Genomic DNA, 18,005 nt, shown 5'->3' with positions numbered 1-18,005 from the left:
AATTCAAGGAGGTTGTTATGAGTAAAGAAAAGATTGCCCAATTAAGAAAGCACGTCTCGCCGTTTGAAAAGTCCGATATTCGGATCAGTGTGCGGCAGATGATCAATACGATTTTACCGTTTCTCGTATCGTGGTTTTTAGCGTACCAACTACTAAGTGTCTCGATTTTCCTGACATTGCCGTTCACGTTGATTGCAGCAGGATTTGTCGTGCGGATGTTCATCATCTTCCATGACTGCACACACGGTTCATTCTTTAAAAATAAGAAGGCGAACGCGATTGTCGGAACCATTACAGGGGTCTTGACGTTATTTCCATACGAGAAGTGGAAACGAGAGCATGCGATTCATCATGCATCGAGTGGGAATTTGGATAAACGGGGTGTCGGCGACATCTGGGTCATGACGATTGAGGAGTATATCGAAGCGTCAAAATGGACTCGTCTAAAGTATCGCCTATATCGTCATCCGCTCGTTATGTTCGGTCTCGGACCACTTTGGCTTATTCTCGTCACGAGTCGTTTCAACCGAAAGGACGCGCGGAAAAAAGAACGACAAAATACGTATCTCATCAATATTTCTCTCGTCGTCCTATATAGCGCGCTCATCTATCTGATCGGTTGGCAAGCGTTCTTGATTGTACAAGGAACGACGATGTTCATCGCCGGTGTGCTCGGAATTTGGTTGTTCTATGTTCAGCATACGTTCGAAGATTCCTATTTTGAAGATGAGCAGGAATGGGATTATGTAAAGGCAGCCATCGAAGGAAGCTCGTATTACGAGTTGCCGAAAGTGCTTCAATGGGTGACGGGTAATATCGGATTCCATCATGTCCACCATCTGAGTCCACGCGTGCCGAACTACCATCTAGAAAAAGCACATACGTCGACACCGCCGTTACAACGGGCGACGACAATCGGACTGTTTTCAAGTTTGAAATCGTTACGCTACAAATTGTATGATGCGAACAACAAAACATTCGTCACGTTCCGAGAAGTGCGCCATCTGTTGCGCCGAGCGAACGCGGCATAAAAAAAGATTGTCCCTGATCAAAAGGGACAATCTTTTTAGCGTTTCCAGACCCATTCATCACTCTCGTACTTCTTGACGAGCAAATCGATTTCGGCTTGCTGTTCTTTCGTGAAGACAAGCGGTTCGAACGTCAACAAGAAAGCGTCCTTGAAGCCGGTCTCGAATGCGGCCGCTACTTCGTCAAAGGAAACGAAACGCTTTAACGTGTCGTTCAAGGCGACGGCTTTTTCGCTGAAGCGGGTTTTGGCTTCGTGTTTCTCCGTCTCATCCATCGCGAAACAGTCAAACAACACCTCATCATCGACGGAGAGAGGAATCGAACCATGTTGAAGCACGGCCCCTTGGTGGCGCACTTGTGCGCTACCCGCAATCTTCTTCCCGTCAACAGTAAGCTCATAGTATGAAGCAGCATCGAAGCAGACGGCCGATTTTGGTTTGCGGAGCGCTTCGCGATCCTCTTCCGTCAATGGCACCGAAAATTCGGCGGGGACGCCGAGTTCGTGATATCCGCGACGAACCCCTTCCGTGAGTAGGCGATAGCTCTCGATGATATTCGTCGGGAGGGCAGGGGTCGATTCGGGCAAGATGACGCTATACGTCAACTCATCCGCATGCAACACGGCACGTCCCCCTGTTAAGCGACGAACGACCGGAATATTGTTCGCTTTGAGGGCGTCCCGATCCAAGTCACGCGTCGCTCGCTGGAAACGTCCGACGCTGATTGCATGAGGTGCCCATGAATAAAAACGAAGCGTCGGTTTGAGTTCTCCCTTTGCGACCCAATTGGCGATGGCTTCATCAATCGCCATATTTTTAGCCGGTGAAGTCGATTCAGTTCTAAGTAAGTGCCACGTCGTACCAGTCATAATCTCTCTTCTTTCTGTTAGTCGATTGGCAACATCGTGTGGCGACGCGCCTTGTGTACTTGTTCATCCGCGTGGTATGACGAACGGACGAGTGGACCTGCCTCACAATGTGAGAATCCTTTTGATAGAGCAATCTCTTTCAACTCGGCGAACTCGTCCGGATGGTAGTAACGTTCCACCTCGAGGTGTTTCTTCGTCGGCTGCAAGTATTGACCGAGCGTTAAGATGTCGACGTTGTGCGCGCGGAGGTCATCCATCGCTTCAATCAATTCCTCTTTCGTCTCCCCAAGCCCAACCATGATCGATGACTTCGTCGGGATATCCGGGTTCAATTCTTTCGAACGCTTCAAGAACTCGAGCGTGCGGTCATATGTTGCTTTCGCACGGACTCTCGGTGTGAGGCGACGGACTGTCTCTAAGTTATGGTTCATGATGTCAGGACCCGCATCGATCAACGTCTGCAAGGCAGAGAAGTCACCCATCATGTCTGACGGGAGCACCTCAATCGATGTCTCCGGGTTCATGGCGCGAACCGCGCGAACCGTTTCTGCGAAGACAGTAGCCCCGTAATCGTTCAAGTCGTCACGCGCGACAGCCGTGATGACGACGTGTTTCAAGTTCATAAGTCGAACCGATTCGGCGACACGCTTTGGCTCTTCCCAATCGAGCTCGTTCGGTTTCCCAGTCGTGACGGCACAAAAACGGCAAGCACGTGTACAGATACTTCCAAGAATCATGAAGGTCGCGGTCCGACGTACCGCCCAACATTCATGAATGTTCGGACATTTCGCTTCCTCACATACCGTATGTAAATTTTTCTCGCGCATCATCTTCTTTAGGCCGGTATACGTATCATTCGTGTTTAATTTAATCTTTAACCATTCCGGCTTACGTTTCAGTTCCCCTCTTGCCACAATAATTTCCCCCTTTTTGAAAGTTAACCTGTATCGAATTGAGTTTACCAAAAAACGAATCAAAAACGAACCACAGAAATTATTGGTTTTGCCAATACAGTTCACTGTGTATCAAAACAGAAACATTGTTTCAAAATGGTTACGCTTTCACTTGAACAATTGTTTCTAAAAAGTGGAGTTGCTATACTGTTGTTGACCACCTGAATAAGGACCAAATGTAACTGATGCGATCAGGCATGGGGTGAACGAGCGTTGATGAGGCAACGCTTCTTCCTCCATGCCTTTTCGTTTGGGGGTCAGCCAAATTTGACTAAGGGGAGTGGGAACATGAACAAGGCACTGAATTGGACGGCAACACTCGGATTGACGACGGCATTGCTCGTCTCGTCGGTTCCAGCAGCAGACGCGGTCGTGGCGGAAGGGACGCCGACGATGTCGATTGACCAGCGCGTCAACACGAAGCTAGAGTCGATGACGCTCGAACAAAAAATCGGGCAGATGATCATGCCGGACTTCCGATTATGGAACGGGGCGAACCATACATCTCTTGCACCGGAAGTGGCGCGTGTCATCGATCGTTTCGATCTCGGTGGAGTGATATTGTTTGCGGAGAACGTGAAGGAAACGGAACAGACGACGAAACTCGTTCATGATTTGCAAGAAGTCGTGAAACAAGATGCCAGCAATGATGTCCCGTTATTCGTCACGATCGACCAAGAAGGTGGGATTGTGACACGACTTGGGACGGGAACGAATTTACCGGGGAATATGGCACTCGGGGCCACACGTAACAGTCAATATGCCTATGATGCAGGGAAAATCATCGGTTCTGAATTGAACGCACTCGGGGTAAACGTGAACTTCGGACCGGTACTTGACGTCAACAACAATCCGGGGAATCCGGTCATCGGCGTCCGTTCGTTCTCGAGCGACCCTGAACTAGTCGGGGAACTCGGTTCCGCGATGACACAAGGTATTCAAGACCAAGGTGTTGCAGCAACGGCGAAACATTTCCCAGGTCATGGCGATACGGCCGTCGACTCGCATTATGGGTTACCGGTTGTCGATAAATCACTCGACGAGTTGCGTGGTCTCGAGTTGTTACCGTTCAAACGTGCCATCACAGAAGGAATCGACATGATCATGACGGCGCATATCGGGATGCCACAAATCGAGGACGAGGTCGTCGAATCAGAACGCGGCACGTTCCCACTCCCGGCGACGCTTTCGGATGATGTCATCACGGGAGTGCTTCGTGAGGAACTTGGATATGAAGGAATAGTGGTGACCGACGCACTCAACATGCAAGCCATCGCAGACAATTTTACGGAAGCAGAGGCGGTCATCAAGACGTTCGAAGCAGGGGTCGACATCGCGCTCATGCCGACGATTTTACGCTCGGAAGCAGATGTGATCAAACTCGAAGCAATCTTTGAGGAAGTCATTGCGGCAGTGAAGGATGGACGTTTATCGGAGGCGACCATCGATGAATCAGTGGAACGCATTTTAAAACTGAAAGCAGAGCGTGGAATTTGGGGAGAAACGACGGACTCCACGACGCTCGAGATGAAGCTCGCAGAAGCGAATGCGACGGTAGGGAGCGCTGAGCATAAAGCGAAGGAACGTGAAATCGCGGAGGCGGCAGTCACTCTCGTGAAGAACGAGAAGAAGACGCTCCCATTCAAACCGAAAAAAGGAGACACGGTGCTCGTCTTGTCGCCAGCGAAAGACCAAACGGATAGCATGGTGAAAACAATCAAGTCACTAGAAAAGAATGCAGGGAATATGAAAGACGTGAACGTCATCACGGCCAACTACTCAGCATCAACGCCGCATCTAGATCAAAATCCGGCACTACGGCAACAAGTTGAGGCGGCTGACTATATCATCGTCGGTTCGAACGTGAACAACAGCGCGAAATTAAAACCGACATCAGCTGATCATTATGTACCGGCCGAAGTGTTCCGTTATGCAAATGAGACAGGGAAACAATCGGTTTTACTCAGTTTGCGCAACCCATACGACATTGCCGTTCAACCGGATGCCCCCGCACATCTCTTAATCTATGGATTCAAAGGCGATCCGAACGGTCCAGATTCGGAGGCGGGCAACTTGAAGTCGGCTGGTCCGAACTTACCGGCAGGCATTCGTGCCATCTTCGGTGAAGTGAAGCCACAAGGGAAGTTGCCGGTAGATGTACCGAAATTTGTGGACGGTGTATTCCAAGACGAAAATTACGCGCAGTTCGGTGATGGATTTAAAAACTGGAATCGCTAAACGAAAATGAGCTCGCCCAAAAATCGGGAGAGCTCATTTTTTCATGCCTCGAAATAGGCGATGACGAGTAGACCGGGACCGGTGTGGGCACCGATGGCAGACCCGACCAGTGTCTTCGTGATGTGCTTCGGTTCGAGATGTTCGCGGACCATCTTCTCGAACTGTTCGGCTTTTTCTAGGTCGTCACCATGACCGATGAAGAGGTCTCCGTTCTCGACGATCGACTTCGATTCGACTGTCCATTCGACCATCCGGCGCATGACCTTTTTATGACCACGCACCTTTTCAATCGGGACGAGCTTGCCGTCCTCGACCGTCAATAACGGTAAAATCGTCAACAAGTCTCCGATGAAAGCACTCGCCTTCGAGACACGTCCGCCCCGCATCAAATATTCGAGCGATTCGACCGTGAACAAGTGGCGGACTTTGCCGACGAGCGAAGTGGCATACTCGACCGTTTCTTCATACGTATGGTCTTGACTATACGCTGCGACCGTTTTGACGAACAATGCCTGTCCGACAGAGGCGGTCCGTGTATCGAGAACCGTGAATGTACTGTCTGGATATTCCTCTTTCAACATTTCGCCGACCATGACAGCGGTTTGGTATGTACCGGAGAGTTCTCCGGAGAAAGCGAGATATAAGAACGGGATTCCAGCCTCGAGATGCTGACGGAAGCAGTGTTCGATTCGTGACGCCTCGATTTGGAACGTCTTTGGCGTCTTGCCATGCCGCATCGCTTCGTATACTTCTTTTGGTTGAATCGTCTCACCGTCTAAAAATTCTTCGTTGTCGATGATGACACCGAGCGGTAAAATCTCAAGACCGTATTCGATGATTTGATCGTGTGTCAAATCGGCCCCGGTGTCTGTGATCAGTTTAAACATTGGATGAATCACTCCTCTGTTAGTTGTTGTTCAATGTCGCGTAACGGTTCATTCCGTTTCCACATGCGTTCGAGCTGACTTGAGAACATTGTTTGCTCGTCTGCCGTCAGTGTCGCGTTTTGGAGCGAACTGACAGTGGAAAGAACGCGGTAGGCTCGAGTGAGGACATCTTGCACGGTAAGCGGGATTCCAAGCAAGTCTTCAAGCGAAGCCATCGTTTCCGGTACAATGGTAGGGTACGTGAACTTTGTCACTTCTCCTTGAATGGCAAGGTTGTAAAAGTCACGGATGATTTCAGCACGTGCGCTCCCGCTCTGTCTTACGCTCAAGTAAATTTGAACGGCGACACCGCCACGGACGCGTCGTTGCGAAATCCCAGCGAACTTTTTGCCGTCGATCGACAAGTCGAAACTTCCAGGACAGTATGAGCCGACGACTTCACCTGGGACGATGTCATTCGTGACGTCTTGGAACATGTGTTGGATGAGCGAGGTCATAGCCTCATAGCCGCTGTCGATTTGAATCCCGTCCTTCTCTGGTAAAATTAAAGAAAGGTTGAGGACGTCATCGTCTAGCACCACGGCTAAACCGCCTGAGTTTCGGACGACGGGACGGAATCCATGTTCATGTAAGTAACGAATTCCCTCTTTCAAATGAGGCAGCCGAGCATCCTGGATTCCGAGTACAATCGTATCGGTGTGCACCCATGCCCGCAAGACGGCACCTCGTTCTTGCGTTGACGCACATAACGTATCATCGGTCGCAAACGATTGTTCCGCTTGAAACATCGTGCCAAGACTCGACTGATCGATGATGCGATAGCTCGGTTGTCGTAATAATGGATGGATCATATTCATTAATTCCTTTTCACAAAAAATTTTCCTCCTCATTATAGCATGGAGGGAACGATTCGTTTGAAGTCGAATCTAGAACATAACGAAACGTAGGAGGGCATGTCATGTACTCGTCTCGAGGACAACTATCTGGATCGAAAGTATTTAAGGATCCGGTACATCGATATATTTATGTTTACGATCACCTCATTTGGGAGTTGATCAATACGAAAGAATTTCAGCGTTTGCGTCGTATCAAACAACTTGGAACGTCTTTTTTGACATTTCATGGCGCGGAGCACACGCGATTTCATCACTCGCTCGGCGTATATGAAATCGCACGCCAGTTAATCGATCAGTTCCAACAGTATCCGGAATGGGACGACCGCGACCGTGAACTACTGTTGGCAGCAGCGCTCTTGCACGATGTCGGACACGGTCCATTCTCGCACGCGTTCGAGCACGTCTTTTCCGTTCGTCATGAAGTGTGGACGGAGCGCATCATTTTAGGGGAAACCGAAGTAAATAGGGTTTTATCTGAGATGGGTGTCGGGTTTGCCGAAGAAGTGGCCTCCATCATCAATAAGACGCATCCGAATCGCTTGATTGTCAATATGCTCAGCTCACAGCTTGATGTCGACCGGATGGACTATTTGTTACGCGACGCTCACTTTGCGGGTGTCAGTTATGGAAAGTTTGATTTAGAACGCATGTTGCGCGTCTTGCGTCCGGATGAAGACCAAGTCGTGGTCAAGCAGTCTGGGATGCATACGATTGAAGACTATATTATGCGTCGCTATCAAATGTATTGGCAAGTGTACCTTCATCCGGCGACACGGTCGAGCGATCTCCTCTTGAAAGCGATTCTTGAGCGGGCACAGGAGCTCTATGAGAGTGGCTATGAGTTTAACATGACGCCGAAACACTTTTTGCCGATCTTTGAACGCACCGGTATGTCACTCGAACAATATTTGAAATTGGATGAGACGGTCGTCTACTTCTATTTCCAAGAATGGATGGAAGAAGACGACGCGATTCTAGCCGATTTGGCGAGTCGATTCGTGAATCGCCGATTATTAAAATATAAGAACTTCCCGGAAGCGAATCGTGTCCGTTATATGGAGCGCTTGCGACAGACGATGGAGACGATCGGGCTTCCACCAACATACTATCTGCTTGAAGATCAATTGAGTCAATTGCCATACGATTTATATAAAGGACAAGGCAAATACGAGGGGATTTATCTACAGATGAATGACGGGGAGCGAAAAGAGATTTCAGAGGTCTCGATGCTCGTCCAGTCGATTTTGAACTCGAGACAATCGGATGAAAAAATTTATTATCCGGAAGATGTGTTGTTGAATTTAAAAGATTATGCGAATGAAAAATCGTGGATTTTATCGACATTGAAGGACGATTAAACACGCAAAGGGGCGTGACACGATGGAGATTGCGACACTGATTGGTGGAATCGGGATTTTTTTACTCGGGATGACGTTACTGACAGATACGCTCAAAAAATGGGCTGGTACACGATTGCGTCATCGGTTGAATCAATTCACCGACGGCTCTTTGTCAGGGGCGACTCTCGGCGCAATGCTGACGACCCTGTTTCAATCTTCCTCGGTGACGACACTGATGACGATTGGGTTTGTGAGCGCGGGGCTTCTCACGTTCACGCAATCGTTACCTCTCGTAATTGGCGCAAACGTAGGCAGCGCGACGACGGGATGGATCATTGCCATCCTCGGCTATAACTTAGACGTGCGCCAGTTGTTTTTGCCGATCATTGGAATCGGGATGGCGTTTCGTCTATCCAGTCCGCGCCTTCGCCGTGTGGGACTGTTGCTCGTCAGTATCGGGTTGATCTTTGTTGGGATTGGGACACTTCAAGAAGCGATGCGGGATGTCGTCACGTTCTCGTTTGGCTCGGCCGGTGAGATGACCGTTCTGCATCAGGCACTTCTGATTGGAATCGGATTTATGATGACCGCCGTCCTTCAGTCATCGACGATTGGACTCGTGCTAACGATGACGGCTCTCGCGACGGCGGCGATTTCACTCCCGCAAGCCGCTTATTTGGTGCTTGGTCAAAGTGCGGGGACGAGCCTCGTCGTGGCACTCGGTTCAATCGGAGGCTGGAAGTCAGCCCGACGCATTGTATTGGGGCATGCCATCTACCACGTGTCAATCGTCCTCATTGGATGGCTGACGTTCCCTGTTCTCTTCGAGGTCGTCAATCGAGTAGCCGATTGGTTCAACTGGAACGACTTATTACGTCTCGCCTTATTCCATACGACATTCCATCTACTAGGTGTGATCTTATTCCTACCATTTTATCAAACGTTCGCACGGCGATTACTGAAGTGGATTCCGAGTCGCTCCGAAAAATTGACACATCTGCTCGATAAAAACATGTCACAACTCCCTACGGTCGCTCTTGAAGCGGCACGACGCTCTTTACTTGAAATCGAACGATATTTAGGAAATGAGACGGAATTGCTTGTCCGAGAGGGACGTCTTCGTGAAGATGAATTGACGCTCGTCGACAAGACGTTGAGCGATGTCCGTGTCTTTTTGAGCACGATACGTCTTGAAGATGAAGGAAAGCAAAATGATTATGGCCAACATCTATCCCTCTTGCATACGATCGATCATCTGGAACGCTGGTTATATGTCTTGCGAGAAGTCGAACCGGTCCACGCACTTCGGGACACCGACTTTTTAGCGGCACGAGAACTCGTATTGCATGAGCTTGACCTTGTGAATCAACTGAATCATCATACGCCACCAGAGGATTCGAAGCTGTGGAAACAGGCCTCAAAACAACTGGCGGAATATCGAAAAGCACATCGCTCGGAGCTGCTAGAAGAAACGGCGGCGAATCAGTTGGAGATGGACCAGACGATACAAAAAGTACAAGTATTGCTCTGGCTCGACCGTATCGGCTACCACATCTGGCGAGCGACACGTCACTTGATTAAGCCGACCGTACCGAGTGAACGGTTCGACGTGAACCGAGAAGACTAGAACAAAAAACGGACTCCATATCAGGAGTCCGTTCGTCACTTACTTCTTATCTGCGTGCATTACACCGGCTTGTCCGTAATGTGTCGCATCCATCTCTTCGATGAAGACGGTGATGTTTTCTTTTGGCGCATTCGTCGTTTCGGAGACGGCATCCGTCACTTTTTCAATCAACGCGCGTTTTTGTTCCACGGTACGGCCCGGGAGCATTTTTACAGTTACATAAGGCATGGTCATTCCTCCTTTGCTGAAGTCTCTTTCATTGTAGAGAATCCCCTTCCTCTAGAAAAGAAAATTCTCATCTACCTCGAAACATGAGCTCACTTTTACCGGATTTGGGGTAATAAACAAGACAGAGCGAATGTAGGAGGAATCGGGATGAAGTGGAAAGGAAGACAACAGAGCCGGAACGTCGAGGATCGACGTGGGCGTAGCATCGGAGGGAAAGGGATTGCCGGGGTCGGAGGCGGTCTTGGGTTGATACTCGTCATCGTCTTTACATTATTGAACGGGGGAAGCCCGACCGATCTCGTCAACAATATCGGACTCGGGGAACCTCAATCGGAGGGGACGTATACCGGAACGGCTCGTGAAGAGGAGATGGCAGATTTCGTAGCGGTTGTCTTAAAGGATACGGAAGAAGTGTGGACAGACATCTTCGCTGAAAATGGGATGACCTATGAAGAGCCGACGCTCGTCCTATTTTCCGGACAGGTTGAATCCGCTTGTGGTATTGCGGGCTCCGCTGTGGGTCCGTTCTATTGTCCCGGCGACCAAAAACTGTATATCGATTTGAGTTTTTATGATGAATTGAGTCAACGTTTCAATGCACCAGGGGATTTCGCGATGGCTTATGTTGTCGCCCATGAGGTCGGGCATCATGTCCAAACGCTTCTCGGGACGACAGAAGAAATCATGCCGCTTCGTAACGAGATGAGCGAGACCGAATTCAATCGCTATCTCGTACGCTTCGAGTTGCAGGCAGATTACTATGCGGGCGTATGGGCCCATCACGCGCAAGGGTTAGGGTATCTTGAAGCGGGAGACGTGGAAGAAGCGATGAATGCCGCGCATCAGATTGGCGATGACACGCTGCAGCGTCAGGCACGTGGATATGTGACACCAGACTCGTTCACGCATGGGACGTCGGAACAACGCATGCGGTGGTTCGAGAGAGGGTTTGAGAACGGATCGATTCAAGGTGGCGACACGTTCAATACGAACAACTTATAGATCGGGCGCCTGCTCGATCTTTTTAGGTGATTGGAATATGTGGAAGGAATCCGCTATCATAAAAGAACAACAGTTGCAGGAAGGGGATGACCAAATGGAATCCTTACTTACGAAAATTGATTTAGCGAAAGAGGATATGACAGCGGTCGAAAAGAAGATCGCCGACTATATTTTGTCCCATTCAACACTCATTCCAAACATGACGACAAAAGAGCTTGCGCAAAAGACGGATGTATCCGAGGCGAGTATCGTTCGCTTCGCTCGAGTCGTCGGAATTGATAGTTTTAAAGCGTTCAAGCTCGCGCTCGTGAAAGACTTGGCTGTCACGGAGACGACGCTGACGGACTTTAACGTCCTCCAGCAAAAAGACACGCCGTATGACTCGTTCCAAAAAGTCATCCATGTGAACAAGGCGGCAATCGAGGCGTGCGCCGAAGCGATGGATAAACGAGAACTTGAACATGCAGTGGACCTGTTCGCTCGCGCGAACCGCGTCATCTTTTACGGGGTCGGGGGGTCTTCGACTGCGGCAATCGATGCGCAATATAAGTTTACGAAGCTGGGATATGCGGCCACGACCTCTCCCGATTTTCATTATATGTTGTCGCTGATCCCGCATTTAGGAAAGTCTGATGTATTCGTCGCAATCAGCACGTCAGGACGAACGAAAGATGTGCTCGAGCTCGTCCGATTTGCGAAAAAGAAACGTGTTCCGGTCATCGCCATCACTAACCTCGACAAATCACCGCTTTACCGAGAAGCGGACGTTCGACTCTGTACACCGAACGTCGAGAGCGACTTCCGAATCGCGAGCATCGCCTCACGGATGACACAATTGACGATTGTCGATACGTTATATATGGGACTCCTCCACCGGAAGGGAGAAGGGTTGATTGATCGGTACGCAGAAGCCCGTGATGAGATGGTGAAACTACGCCGATGATTCAACCTTATACGGCTGAAGATCGTCAAGAATTGCAACGCTTTTTGATGGACCAGCGCACATTCGCAAGATTGAATGAACAGACAGTCGAGATGTTTCGTGACGAGAACGTGGCAGATTTTGAAGAAGAAGGTACCATTAGCCTGATTTTTCGTGAAGAAGAGCGAATCGTGGCAATCGCCGACCTCTTAAAAAAACATCCGATCGATGGCTCGCTTTGGCTTGGTTTGTTCGTTGTCGAAGAATCTCTCCATGGGACAGGTTTGGCGCAAACGTTGTATGAACAATTGGAAGACCAATATATGGGCCCGTATCAAATGGAGTTTCGGTTAGGCGTGCTTCCTCATAATGTTAGAGCTCGCCGATTTTGGGAGCGAAACGGATACGTGTATGAGAAGGATTCGATCACGAATAAAGGAACACGCGTGCACGTCTTGAAAAAACGACTCATTCGTTCAGAGTGAGTTTTTCTTTAAAGTTTATTTGAAATTAAATTTCATAAAAATTAAATTATAAATTGACTTTAAATTTCAATATAGTACGATGAAATCATAGAGAAGAAAGGATGGTGGCGATGCTAGATAAACTGGCTACAGAAAGACGGAATGAACGAACGATGCACCTGGACGAGATGTCGATTGAGGAACGATTGGCGATTATGAATGCAGAGGATCATAAAGTTCCTCAAGTGATTCAAGAGCAACTTCCGGTCATCACAAAAGTCGTGGAGCGAGTCATCGCATCCTTTCGTAAAGGCGGTCGCCTGATTTATATCGGTGCGGGCACGAGTGGACGTTTAGGGATTTTAGACGCAGCGGAGTGTGTGCCAACTTTTGGAGTATCACCCCATCAAGTCATCGGACTGATTGCCGGCGGCGAACGCGCGCTCATTCAAGCCGTTGAGGGAGCAGAAGACAGTAAGGAATTGGCGGTCACAGATTTGAAAGCGCTTCATTTGACGGCAGAGGATACGGTCGTTGGGATTGCAGCGAGCGGTCGAACGCCATATGTGGTCGGAGGTCTCGATTACGCACGAGAACTCGGTGCCACAACAGCTTCAATTTCATGTAATCGCGATGCGGTCATCAGTCGACATGCGGATTACCCGATTGAAGTGGAAACGGGACCGGAAGTACTGACCGGTTCAACGAGATTGAAGGCGGGAACAGCACAGAAACTTGTCCTCAACATGATTTCGACGACGTCGATGATTGGAGTAGGGAAAGTGTATCAAAACTTGATGGTTGATGTGCAACCGACGAATGAAAAGCTAGAAGTGCGTGCCAAGCGGATGATTGCAGAAGCGACAGGGGTCGACATGGAAATGGCCGCGCGTTATTTTGCTTCATCCAAGGGGCACGTCAAAACGGCGATTGTCATGATTTTAGCGGACGTCTCTTATGAGGAGGCTGTCAAACGATTAGAGCGCGCGAACGGATTCGTCCGCGAGGCGCTATAAGGGGGAAATCGAGATGAAGAAAGAAGAGGTTTTAGCACGGGATATCCTCGCACATGTCGGGGGGAAAGAGAACATCCGTCAACTCGCGCATTGTATGACACGTGTTCGACTGACGCTGAAAGATGGAACGAAGGCAGACATTGACGCATTGAAAAAGATTGACGGGGTCATGGGTGTCATCAATGATGAGACGCTGCAAATCGTCGTCGGCCCAGGTACTGTGAATCGGGTCGCGGATTATATGAGTCATGAGACAGGGCTCGCAATCGGGGAAGAGTCGGTTGATGCGAACCTGACGTTAGAGGAGCGTGCGGCAATCGAACGCAAGAAGGTGAAAGAAAAACAAAAGTCACCGTTCAAACGATTTCTTCGTCGCCTCGGGAATATCTTCATTCCGCTCATTCCGGGACTTGTCGCATCGGGGATCATTAACGGGGCAGCGAACTTTGCCGTCAACGCCGGCGTCGACCGGACGGAGACATGGATGCAGATTCTACTCGTGCTCGGTAGCACGGTCTTCGCGTACTTAGCCATCCTTGTCGGTTGGAACACGGCAAAAGAGTTTGGAGGAACGCCGGTACTCGGGGCGATTGCCGGGGGGATCCTGTTCAACCCGCTTCTCGCGGACATCGTCATTTATGGGGAGCCGCTCGTCGTCGGGCGTGGTGGATTATTCGGTGTTATTTTTGCCGGTTGGCTCATGACGTATATCGAGAAGCACATTCGTCGCTTCATGCCGGTATCCATTGATATTATTTTCACACCACTCTTTACAGTCTTGATCGTTGGATTTACTGCTTTATATGCAATAATGCCGGTCGCTGGCGTATTGTCAGACGGTATCATGCGAGGAATCAATGCGACGCTTGAATTCGGGGGACCTGTCGCAGGGGCACTCTTGGCCGGATTCTTCTTACCGCTTGTCATGGTCGGATTGCATCACGGTTTGACGCCAATCCATTTGGAACTGTTGAACACGGTCGGAACAACGGCCCTTCTCCCAATCTTGGCGATGGCCGGGGCGGGTCAAGTCGGTGCAGCGCTTGCGATCTTTGTGAAGACGCGCAACCCACGCCTTCGCAATATTATCAAAGGGGCCATTCCGGTAGGTTTCCTTGGAATCGGGGAACCGCTCCTGTATGGTGTCACGCTTCCGCTCGGACGGCCTTTCTTGACAGCGTGTCTCGGGGCCGCGGTCGGTGGTGCCTTCCAAGCGACAATGAAGACAGCGGCGCTCGGGGTTGGTGTTTCCGGTCTATCGCTCACACCATTGATTGATAATGGCATGTATTTGACGTACATTGCCGGACTATTGATTTCATATACGGCAGGCTTCCTGTTTACTTATTTCTTCGGTTTCAAAGAAGAGATGGCAGACGGGATTTAATAAAAAAAGATGGCTCCAGTCGAGTCATCTTTTTCTCTACTTTTGGAAAGGTGGATTCATATGAGAGGGATTTCAGTGTACTTAGGCGATGAACTGACACTTGATTCGATGGCTTGGATGGAACGCATGCGAGAGGCAGGGTTTACGAGCATCTTCACGTCGCTCCATATTCCTGAAGACGATCCGACAACTTATACGGAACGACTTCAGCAATTAGGTGCGTTGGCAAGTCGTCTAAAGATGGAACTCGTGGCGGATATCGCTCCATCGTCTCTACAGGCACTCGGTAAGACTTGGGATGATGCTCATGCGCTGTTGGAGTGGGGTGTCACCGGGTTACGTGTTGACTATGGTGTCACACCGAAACAAGTTGCGGATTTATCACGACATATGATGGTCGCCCTCAATGCGAGTACGCTCACGGAAGCAGAGCTTGAAGAGATGCTACGACAAGGGCTACGACGTGAGCATGTCGAAGCGTGGCATAACTTTTATCCCCGTCCGGAAACAGGACTCGAGCGTTCTTGGTTTGATGAAAGAAACGACTGGTTACATGCGCAAGGAATACGGGTACAAGCATTCATCCCTGGAGATGAACGGTTACGTGGCCCCCTTCATGAGACATTACCGACACTCGAGATGCACCGCCACCAATCTCCGTTTTCGTGTTATATCGATTTACAAGCGAGGGTCGATCGAATCTTGATTGGAGATCCATGTATATCCAATCAGACGATGCGACAGTTTCGGGAGTACGACGATGGCGTCATCGTTCTTCGAGCGACCACACGAAATCATGATGATTCGGTTCCAACCAGTCACACGAATCGGATGGACCCAGGCCGGGACGTCATCCGTTCGGTCGAATCGAGAGCGTATGGACGACCTGGGGACCATTTGATTCAACCGCGAGATACAGAAGAACGAGTGCTCGGCAGTATCACGATCGACAATGAACGTTACGGTCGTTATGCAGGGGAACTGCAAATAACGAAGCGGGATTTGCCGGCAGATGAGCGCGTCAATGTCATCGGAAGGATCATTGAAGAAGATCGTTCATTAATCCAACAGATCGGTCCAGGGGGACGCTTTCAAATCGAGTGGGTGTGACTCAGGATTGCCACCATCCTATATCATTGTGTACAGTAGAGAGGGAGGGTGGAACATGAAAGACATTAATTTTAATATTATTTCAGACGATGCGACGGACGGACACGGTGGTTTTGGTGTCGGTTCGCTTAGTTTAAATAACATGTCTCCGGTCATCATCGATGTCGAAGAAGGCGTTGCAACAATCGATATGGGAGCGATGCACGCCAAGTCTGCCATCGAGAAACGGATTAAGTTTTTGACGGACCCGGAAGCGGTACCGAACGGGAAACCGTATTGGATCGTGTGGGTGACGGTCGGTCGAAAACCGGAAGGCTTTTATTATGGCGGTGTCGCGGCATGTGACATGTTAGTTGACGTGGAAGCGAGACGGGGTTATAAATTATTACCGTATCACGTTAATCAAATGGATAAATCGTTAAAGGGTCGGATTTTAATCGACATGATGGACGCTCCGTCCCGCGACGTTTTAGCGAACTTCTTACAAGAACATCGCCCTGAGATTTGGGCAAACTCGACTGAACTTCATGCAGAGCTCGAGCGTGTAGACGCTGAGTAAAAAGATTGGACGAATTTTCGTCTCCAATCTTTTTTGTTTCAAGTTTTTGGGAATTTCAAGAGAATTTGTAACTGAAGAGATATTCAGTTGTAATTGTATGAAAATTCAGTATTATGATATACTGACTACATTGTGAAAAAAAGAAAGGGTGATACGATGAGCGAAACGAAAAAAATCTTAATCGGTCTCGCGCTAGGTGTTGTTGTTGGTCTCGGATTGGCGGGCTTGCCGGATAATGTTTATGAGATTGTGAATCCGTATATTTTATCTCCGGTCGGAACGATCTTTTTGAATTTAATTAAAATGTTAGTCGTACCGATTGTCTTCTTCTCAATTATTTTAGGCGTCATGGGTCTCGGGGACCCGAAAGAACTAGGTCGAGTCGGGTCGAAGTCGATTCTGTTCTTCTTAGCGACTACAGCGCTCGCGATCATGTTAGCGATGGGTGTTGCATCCGTCTTACAGCCAGGGGAGCGTGGGGACTTCCAAACGACAGGTCTTGAATTTGAATCAACAGCGACCGAGGAATCGTCTAATATCGTACAGACATTCGTCAATATGATTCCAACGAATCCGATTACGGCGCTCGCTGAAGGAAACATGCTACAAATCATCGTCTTTGCTGCATTGATTGGGTTTGCGCTGATTGCCCTCGGGGACAAGGCGAAGACGTGGCGTCAATTCGTCAAACAAGGCGATCGCATTATGATGTACTTGATTCATCTTGTGATGAAGCTCGCTCCATACGGCGCATTCGCATTGATTGCTTCTGCAATCGGAGGCATCGGTCTCGACGCGGTTGTCGCAATGGCGTGGTATATGATTGCCGTCGTCTTGACGCTATTCTTACATGCAACGATTGTCTACGGGGCAGCGGTTTACTTCATCGGGAAGATGAGCCCAGTCTTCTTCTTCAAGAACTTCTATGAGGCGATGACGTTCGCGTTCTCGACTTCTTCGTCAAATGCGACGCTTCCAGTATCGATGGAAGTCGCACAGAAAAAACTCGGTGTGCCGCGTTCGATTTCGTCGTTCGTACAGCCACTTGGGGCAACGGTCAACATGGACGGAACAGCGATCATGCAAGGGGTTGCGACGATTTTCATCGCGCAAGTGTTCGCTTCTGACTTAACAATGACTCAGTTGTTGACGGTCGTCATCACAGCGGTCCTCGCTTCGATCGGGACAGCGGGTGTACCGGGAGTCGGACTTGTCATGCTTGCGCTCGTCCTTCAGTCAGTCAACTTACCGGTAGAGGGAATCGCTCTCATTATCGGAGTAGACCGTATTCTTGATATGCTTCGCACATCAGTCAACATCACGGGGGATGCGGCATGTGCGGTTGTCGTTTCGAAATTGGAAGAAAAACATTTACCACCAGTCGACGAAGACTCGTGGGATGAAGCCGGTGCAACCTCTTCATCATCGCTATGATATAGTAAAGGATCATGACGACATGTCATGGTCCTTATTTTGTGA

Annotated in this window: 17 protein-coding genes; 12 read left to right on the top strand and 5 right to left on the bottom strand. The window is 49.4% G+C overall.

Features of this window, described 5'->3' with window-relative positions; all coding sequences use genetic code 11:
* Window positions 1-17 precede the first annotated feature (17 nt).
* Window positions 18-1,031 carry a Delta(5) desaturase DesA gene (gene desA, locus ACFO4U_RS09455; protein WP_074035599.1) on the top strand — a complete coding sequence of 338 codons (1,014 nt, stop codon included), beginning with the start codon at window positions 18-20 and terminating at the stop codon, window positions 1,029-1,031.
* A 35-nt stretch (window positions 1,032-1,066) separates the two neighbouring features.
* Here desA and ACFO4U_RS09450 read toward each other — a convergent pair whose 3' ends face one another.
* Together ACFO4U_RS09450 and lipA are read right to left on the bottom strand one after the other, a co-directional pair.
* Window positions 1,067-1,897 (bottom strand): lipoate--protein ligase family protein, encoded by an 831-nt coding sequence (locus tag ACFO4U_RS09450; RefSeq protein ID WP_215243614.1) that lies wholly within the window; start codon window positions 1,895-1,897, stop codon window positions 1,067-1,069.
* Window positions 1,898-1,914: 17 nt separating this feature from the next.
* Entirely contained in the window at window positions 1,915-2,850 is a 936-nt protein-coding gene (lipA, locus tag ACFO4U_RS09445; protein WP_324292278.1) for a lipoyl synthase, read from the bottom strand.
* A 288-nt stretch (window positions 2,851-3,138) separates the two neighbouring features.
* Here lipA and ACFO4U_RS09440 point away from each other — a divergent pair, with 288 nt between their 5' ends.
* On the top strand, window positions 3,139-5,088 hold the full coding sequence (locus tag ACFO4U_RS09440; protein ID WP_214690413.1) for a glycoside hydrolase family 3 protein: 1,950 nt from the start codon (window positions 3,139-3,141) through the stop codon (window positions 5,086-5,088).
* Window positions 5,089-5,129: 41 nt separating this feature from the next.
* Here ACFO4U_RS09440 and ACFO4U_RS09435 read toward each other — a convergent pair whose 3' ends face one another.
* Both ACFO4U_RS09435 and ACFO4U_RS09430 read right to left on the bottom strand, forming a co-directional pair.
* Window positions 5,130-5,975 carry a DegV family protein gene (locus ACFO4U_RS09435; RefSeq protein WP_159563021.1) on the bottom strand — a complete coding sequence of 282 codons (846 nt, stop codon included), beginning with the start codon at window positions 5,973-5,975 and terminating at the stop codon, window positions 5,130-5,132.
* A gap of 8 nt (window positions 5,976-5,983) precedes the next feature.
* Window positions 5,984-6,832, bottom strand: coding sequence for a lipoate--protein ligase family protein (locus ACFO4U_RS09430; protein ID WP_159563020.1), 849 nt, complete (start codon window positions 6,830-6,832; stop codon window positions 5,984-5,986).
* 101 nt (window positions 6,833-6,933) lie between these two features.
* On the opposite strand from ACFO4U_RS09430, the gene ACFO4U_RS09425 reads away from it, so the two are divergent.
* Entirely contained in the window at window positions 6,934-8,229 is a 1,296-nt protein-coding gene (locus ACFO4U_RS09425) for an HD domain-containing protein (RefSeq protein ID WP_159563019.1), read from the top strand.
* Window positions 8,230-8,251: 22 nt separating this feature from the next.
* Window positions 8,252-9,838: a Na/Pi cotransporter family protein gene (locus ACFO4U_RS09420; RefSeq protein ID WP_214690414.1), complete on the top strand. Its 1,587-nt coding sequence runs from the start codon at window positions 8,252-8,254 to the stop codon at window positions 9,836-9,838.
* 39 nt (window positions 9,839-9,877) lie between these two features.
* On the opposite strand, the gene ACFO4U_RS09415 is transcribed toward ACFO4U_RS09420, so the two are convergent.
* Window positions 9,878-10,066: a 2-hydroxymuconate tautomerase gene (locus ACFO4U_RS09415; RefSeq protein WP_012727443.1), complete on the bottom strand. Its 189-nt coding sequence runs from the start codon at window positions 10,064-10,066 to the stop codon at window positions 9,878-9,880.
* 147 nt (window positions 10,067-10,213) lie between these two features.
* Here ACFO4U_RS09415 and ypfJ point away from each other — a divergent pair, with 147 nt between their 5' ends.
* From ypfJ to ACFO4U_RS09375, 8 genes are all read left to right on the top strand, one after another.
* Window positions 10,214-11,068 carry a KPN_02809 family neutral zinc metallopeptidase gene (ypfJ, locus tag ACFO4U_RS09410; RefSeq protein WP_031422139.1) on the top strand — a complete coding sequence of 285 codons (855 nt, stop codon included), beginning with the start codon at window positions 10,214-10,216 and terminating at the stop codon, window positions 11,066-11,068.
* 94 nt (window positions 11,069-11,162) lie between these two features.
* A complete protein-coding gene (locus ACFO4U_RS09405; protein WP_031422140.1) occupies window positions 11,163-12,011 on the top strand; it encodes a MurR/RpiR family transcriptional regulator in 849 nt (282 codons plus the stop codon).
* The gene (locus ACFO4U_RS09400) at window positions 12,008-12,475 is read left to right on the top strand and encodes a GNAT family N-acetyltransferase (protein WP_215243615.1); all 468 of its coding nucleotides are present in this window, start codon (window positions 12,008-12,010) and stop codon (window positions 12,473-12,475) included. The genes ACFO4U_RS09405 and ACFO4U_RS09400 overlap by 4 nt, the downstream gene beginning before the upstream one ends.
* Before the next feature lie 101 nt (window positions 12,476-12,576).
* Window positions 12,577-13,470 (top strand): N-acetylmuramic acid 6-phosphate etherase, encoded by an 894-nt coding sequence (gene murQ / locus ACFO4U_RS09395; protein ID WP_215243616.1) that lies wholly within the window; start codon window positions 12,577-12,579, stop codon window positions 13,468-13,470.
* A 13-nt stretch (window positions 13,471-13,483) separates the two neighbouring features.
* Window positions 13,484-14,857, top strand: coding sequence for a PTS transporter subunit EIIC (locus tag ACFO4U_RS09390; RefSeq protein WP_031422144.1), 1,374 nt, complete (start codon window positions 13,484-13,486; stop codon window positions 14,855-14,857).
* A gap of 60 nt (window positions 14,858-14,917) precedes the next feature.
* Complete coding sequence (locus ACFO4U_RS09385; RefSeq protein ID WP_214690416.1) at window positions 14,918-15,967, top strand: DUF871 domain-containing protein; 1,050 nt, start codon at window positions 14,918-14,920, stop codon at window positions 15,965-15,967.
* Between the two features lie 55 nt (window positions 15,968-16,022).
* Window positions 16,023-16,526, top strand: a complete 504-nt coding sequence (locus ACFO4U_RS09380; protein WP_031422148.1) for a YwhD family protein — start codon at window positions 16,023-16,025, stop codon at window positions 16,524-16,526.
* 156 nt (window positions 16,527-16,682) lie between these two features.
* A complete protein-coding gene (locus tag ACFO4U_RS09375) occupies window positions 16,683-17,960 on the top strand; it encodes a dicarboxylate/amino acid:cation symporter (protein WP_074035617.1) in 1,278 nt (425 codons plus the stop codon).
* Window positions 17,961-18,005: the final 45 nt, after the last annotated feature.

This window comes from Exiguobacterium profundum (assembly GCF_042652865.1).
Lineage (GTDB): Bacteria > Bacillota > Bacilli > Exiguobacteriales > Exiguobacteriaceae > Exiguobacterium > Exiguobacterium profundum.
The sequence above is the reverse complement of the archived record's forward strand: the minus strand, read 5'-3'. Positions and strand labels throughout refer to the sequence as shown.

Coding starts and splice junctions, on each gene's coding strand:
- ACFO4U_RS09380 (WP_031422148.1), top strand. CDS start 16,023: ATGAAAGACATTAATTTTAATATTATTTCAGACGATGCGACGGACGGA.
- ACFO4U_RS09430 (WP_159563020.1), bottom strand. CDS start 6,832: ATGAATATGATCCATCCATTATTACGACAACCGAGCTATCGCATCATC.
- ACFO4U_RS09440 (WP_214690413.1), top strand. CDS start 3,139: ATGAACAAGGCACTGAATTGGACGGCAACACTCGGATTGACGACGGCA.
- ACFO4U_RS09425 (WP_159563019.1), top strand. CDS start 6,934: ATGTACTCGTCTCGAGGACAACTATCTGGATCGAAAGTATTTAAGGAT.
- ACFO4U_RS09435 (WP_159563021.1), bottom strand. CDS start 5,975: ATGTTTAAACTGATCACAGACACCGGGGCCGATTTGACACACGATCAA.
- ACFO4U_RS09400 (WP_215243615.1), top strand. CDS start 12,008: ATGATTCAACCTTATACGGCTGAAGATCGTCAAGAATTGCAACGCTTT.
- ACFO4U_RS09405 (WP_031422140.1), top strand. CDS start 11,163: ATGGAATCCTTACTTACGAAAATTGATTTAGCGAAAGAGGATATGACA.
- ACFO4U_RS09450 (WP_215243614.1), bottom strand. CDS start 1,897: ATGACTGGTACGACGTGGCACTTACTTAGAACTGAATCGACTTCACCG.
- ACFO4U_RS09385 (WP_214690416.1), top strand. CDS start 14,918: ATGAGAGGGATTTCAGTGTACTTAGGCGATGAACTGACACTTGATTCG.
- ACFO4U_RS09375 (WP_074035617.1), top strand. CDS start 16,683: ATGAGCGAAACGAAAAAAATCTTAATCGGTCTCGCGCTAGGTGTTGTT.
- ypfJ (WP_031422139.1), top strand. CDS start 10,214: ATGAAGTGGAAAGGAAGACAACAGAGCCGGAACGTCGAGGATCGACGT.
- murQ (WP_215243616.1), top strand. CDS start 12,577: ATGGTGGCGATGCTAGATAAACTGGCTACAGAAAGACGGAATGAACGA.
- ACFO4U_RS09415 (WP_012727443.1), bottom strand. CDS start 10,066: ATGCCTTATGTAACTGTAAAAATGCTCCCGGGCCGTACCGTGGAACAA.
- ACFO4U_RS09420 (WP_214690414.1), top strand. CDS start 8,252: ATGGAGATTGCGACACTGATTGGTGGAATCGGGATTTTTTTACTCGGG.
- ACFO4U_RS09390 (WP_031422144.1), top strand. CDS start 13,484: ATGAAGAAAGAAGAGGTTTTAGCACGGGATATCCTCGCACATGTCGGG.
- desA (WP_074035599.1), top strand. CDS start 18: ATGAGTAAAGAAAAGATTGCCCAATTAAGAAAGCACGTCTCGCCGTTT.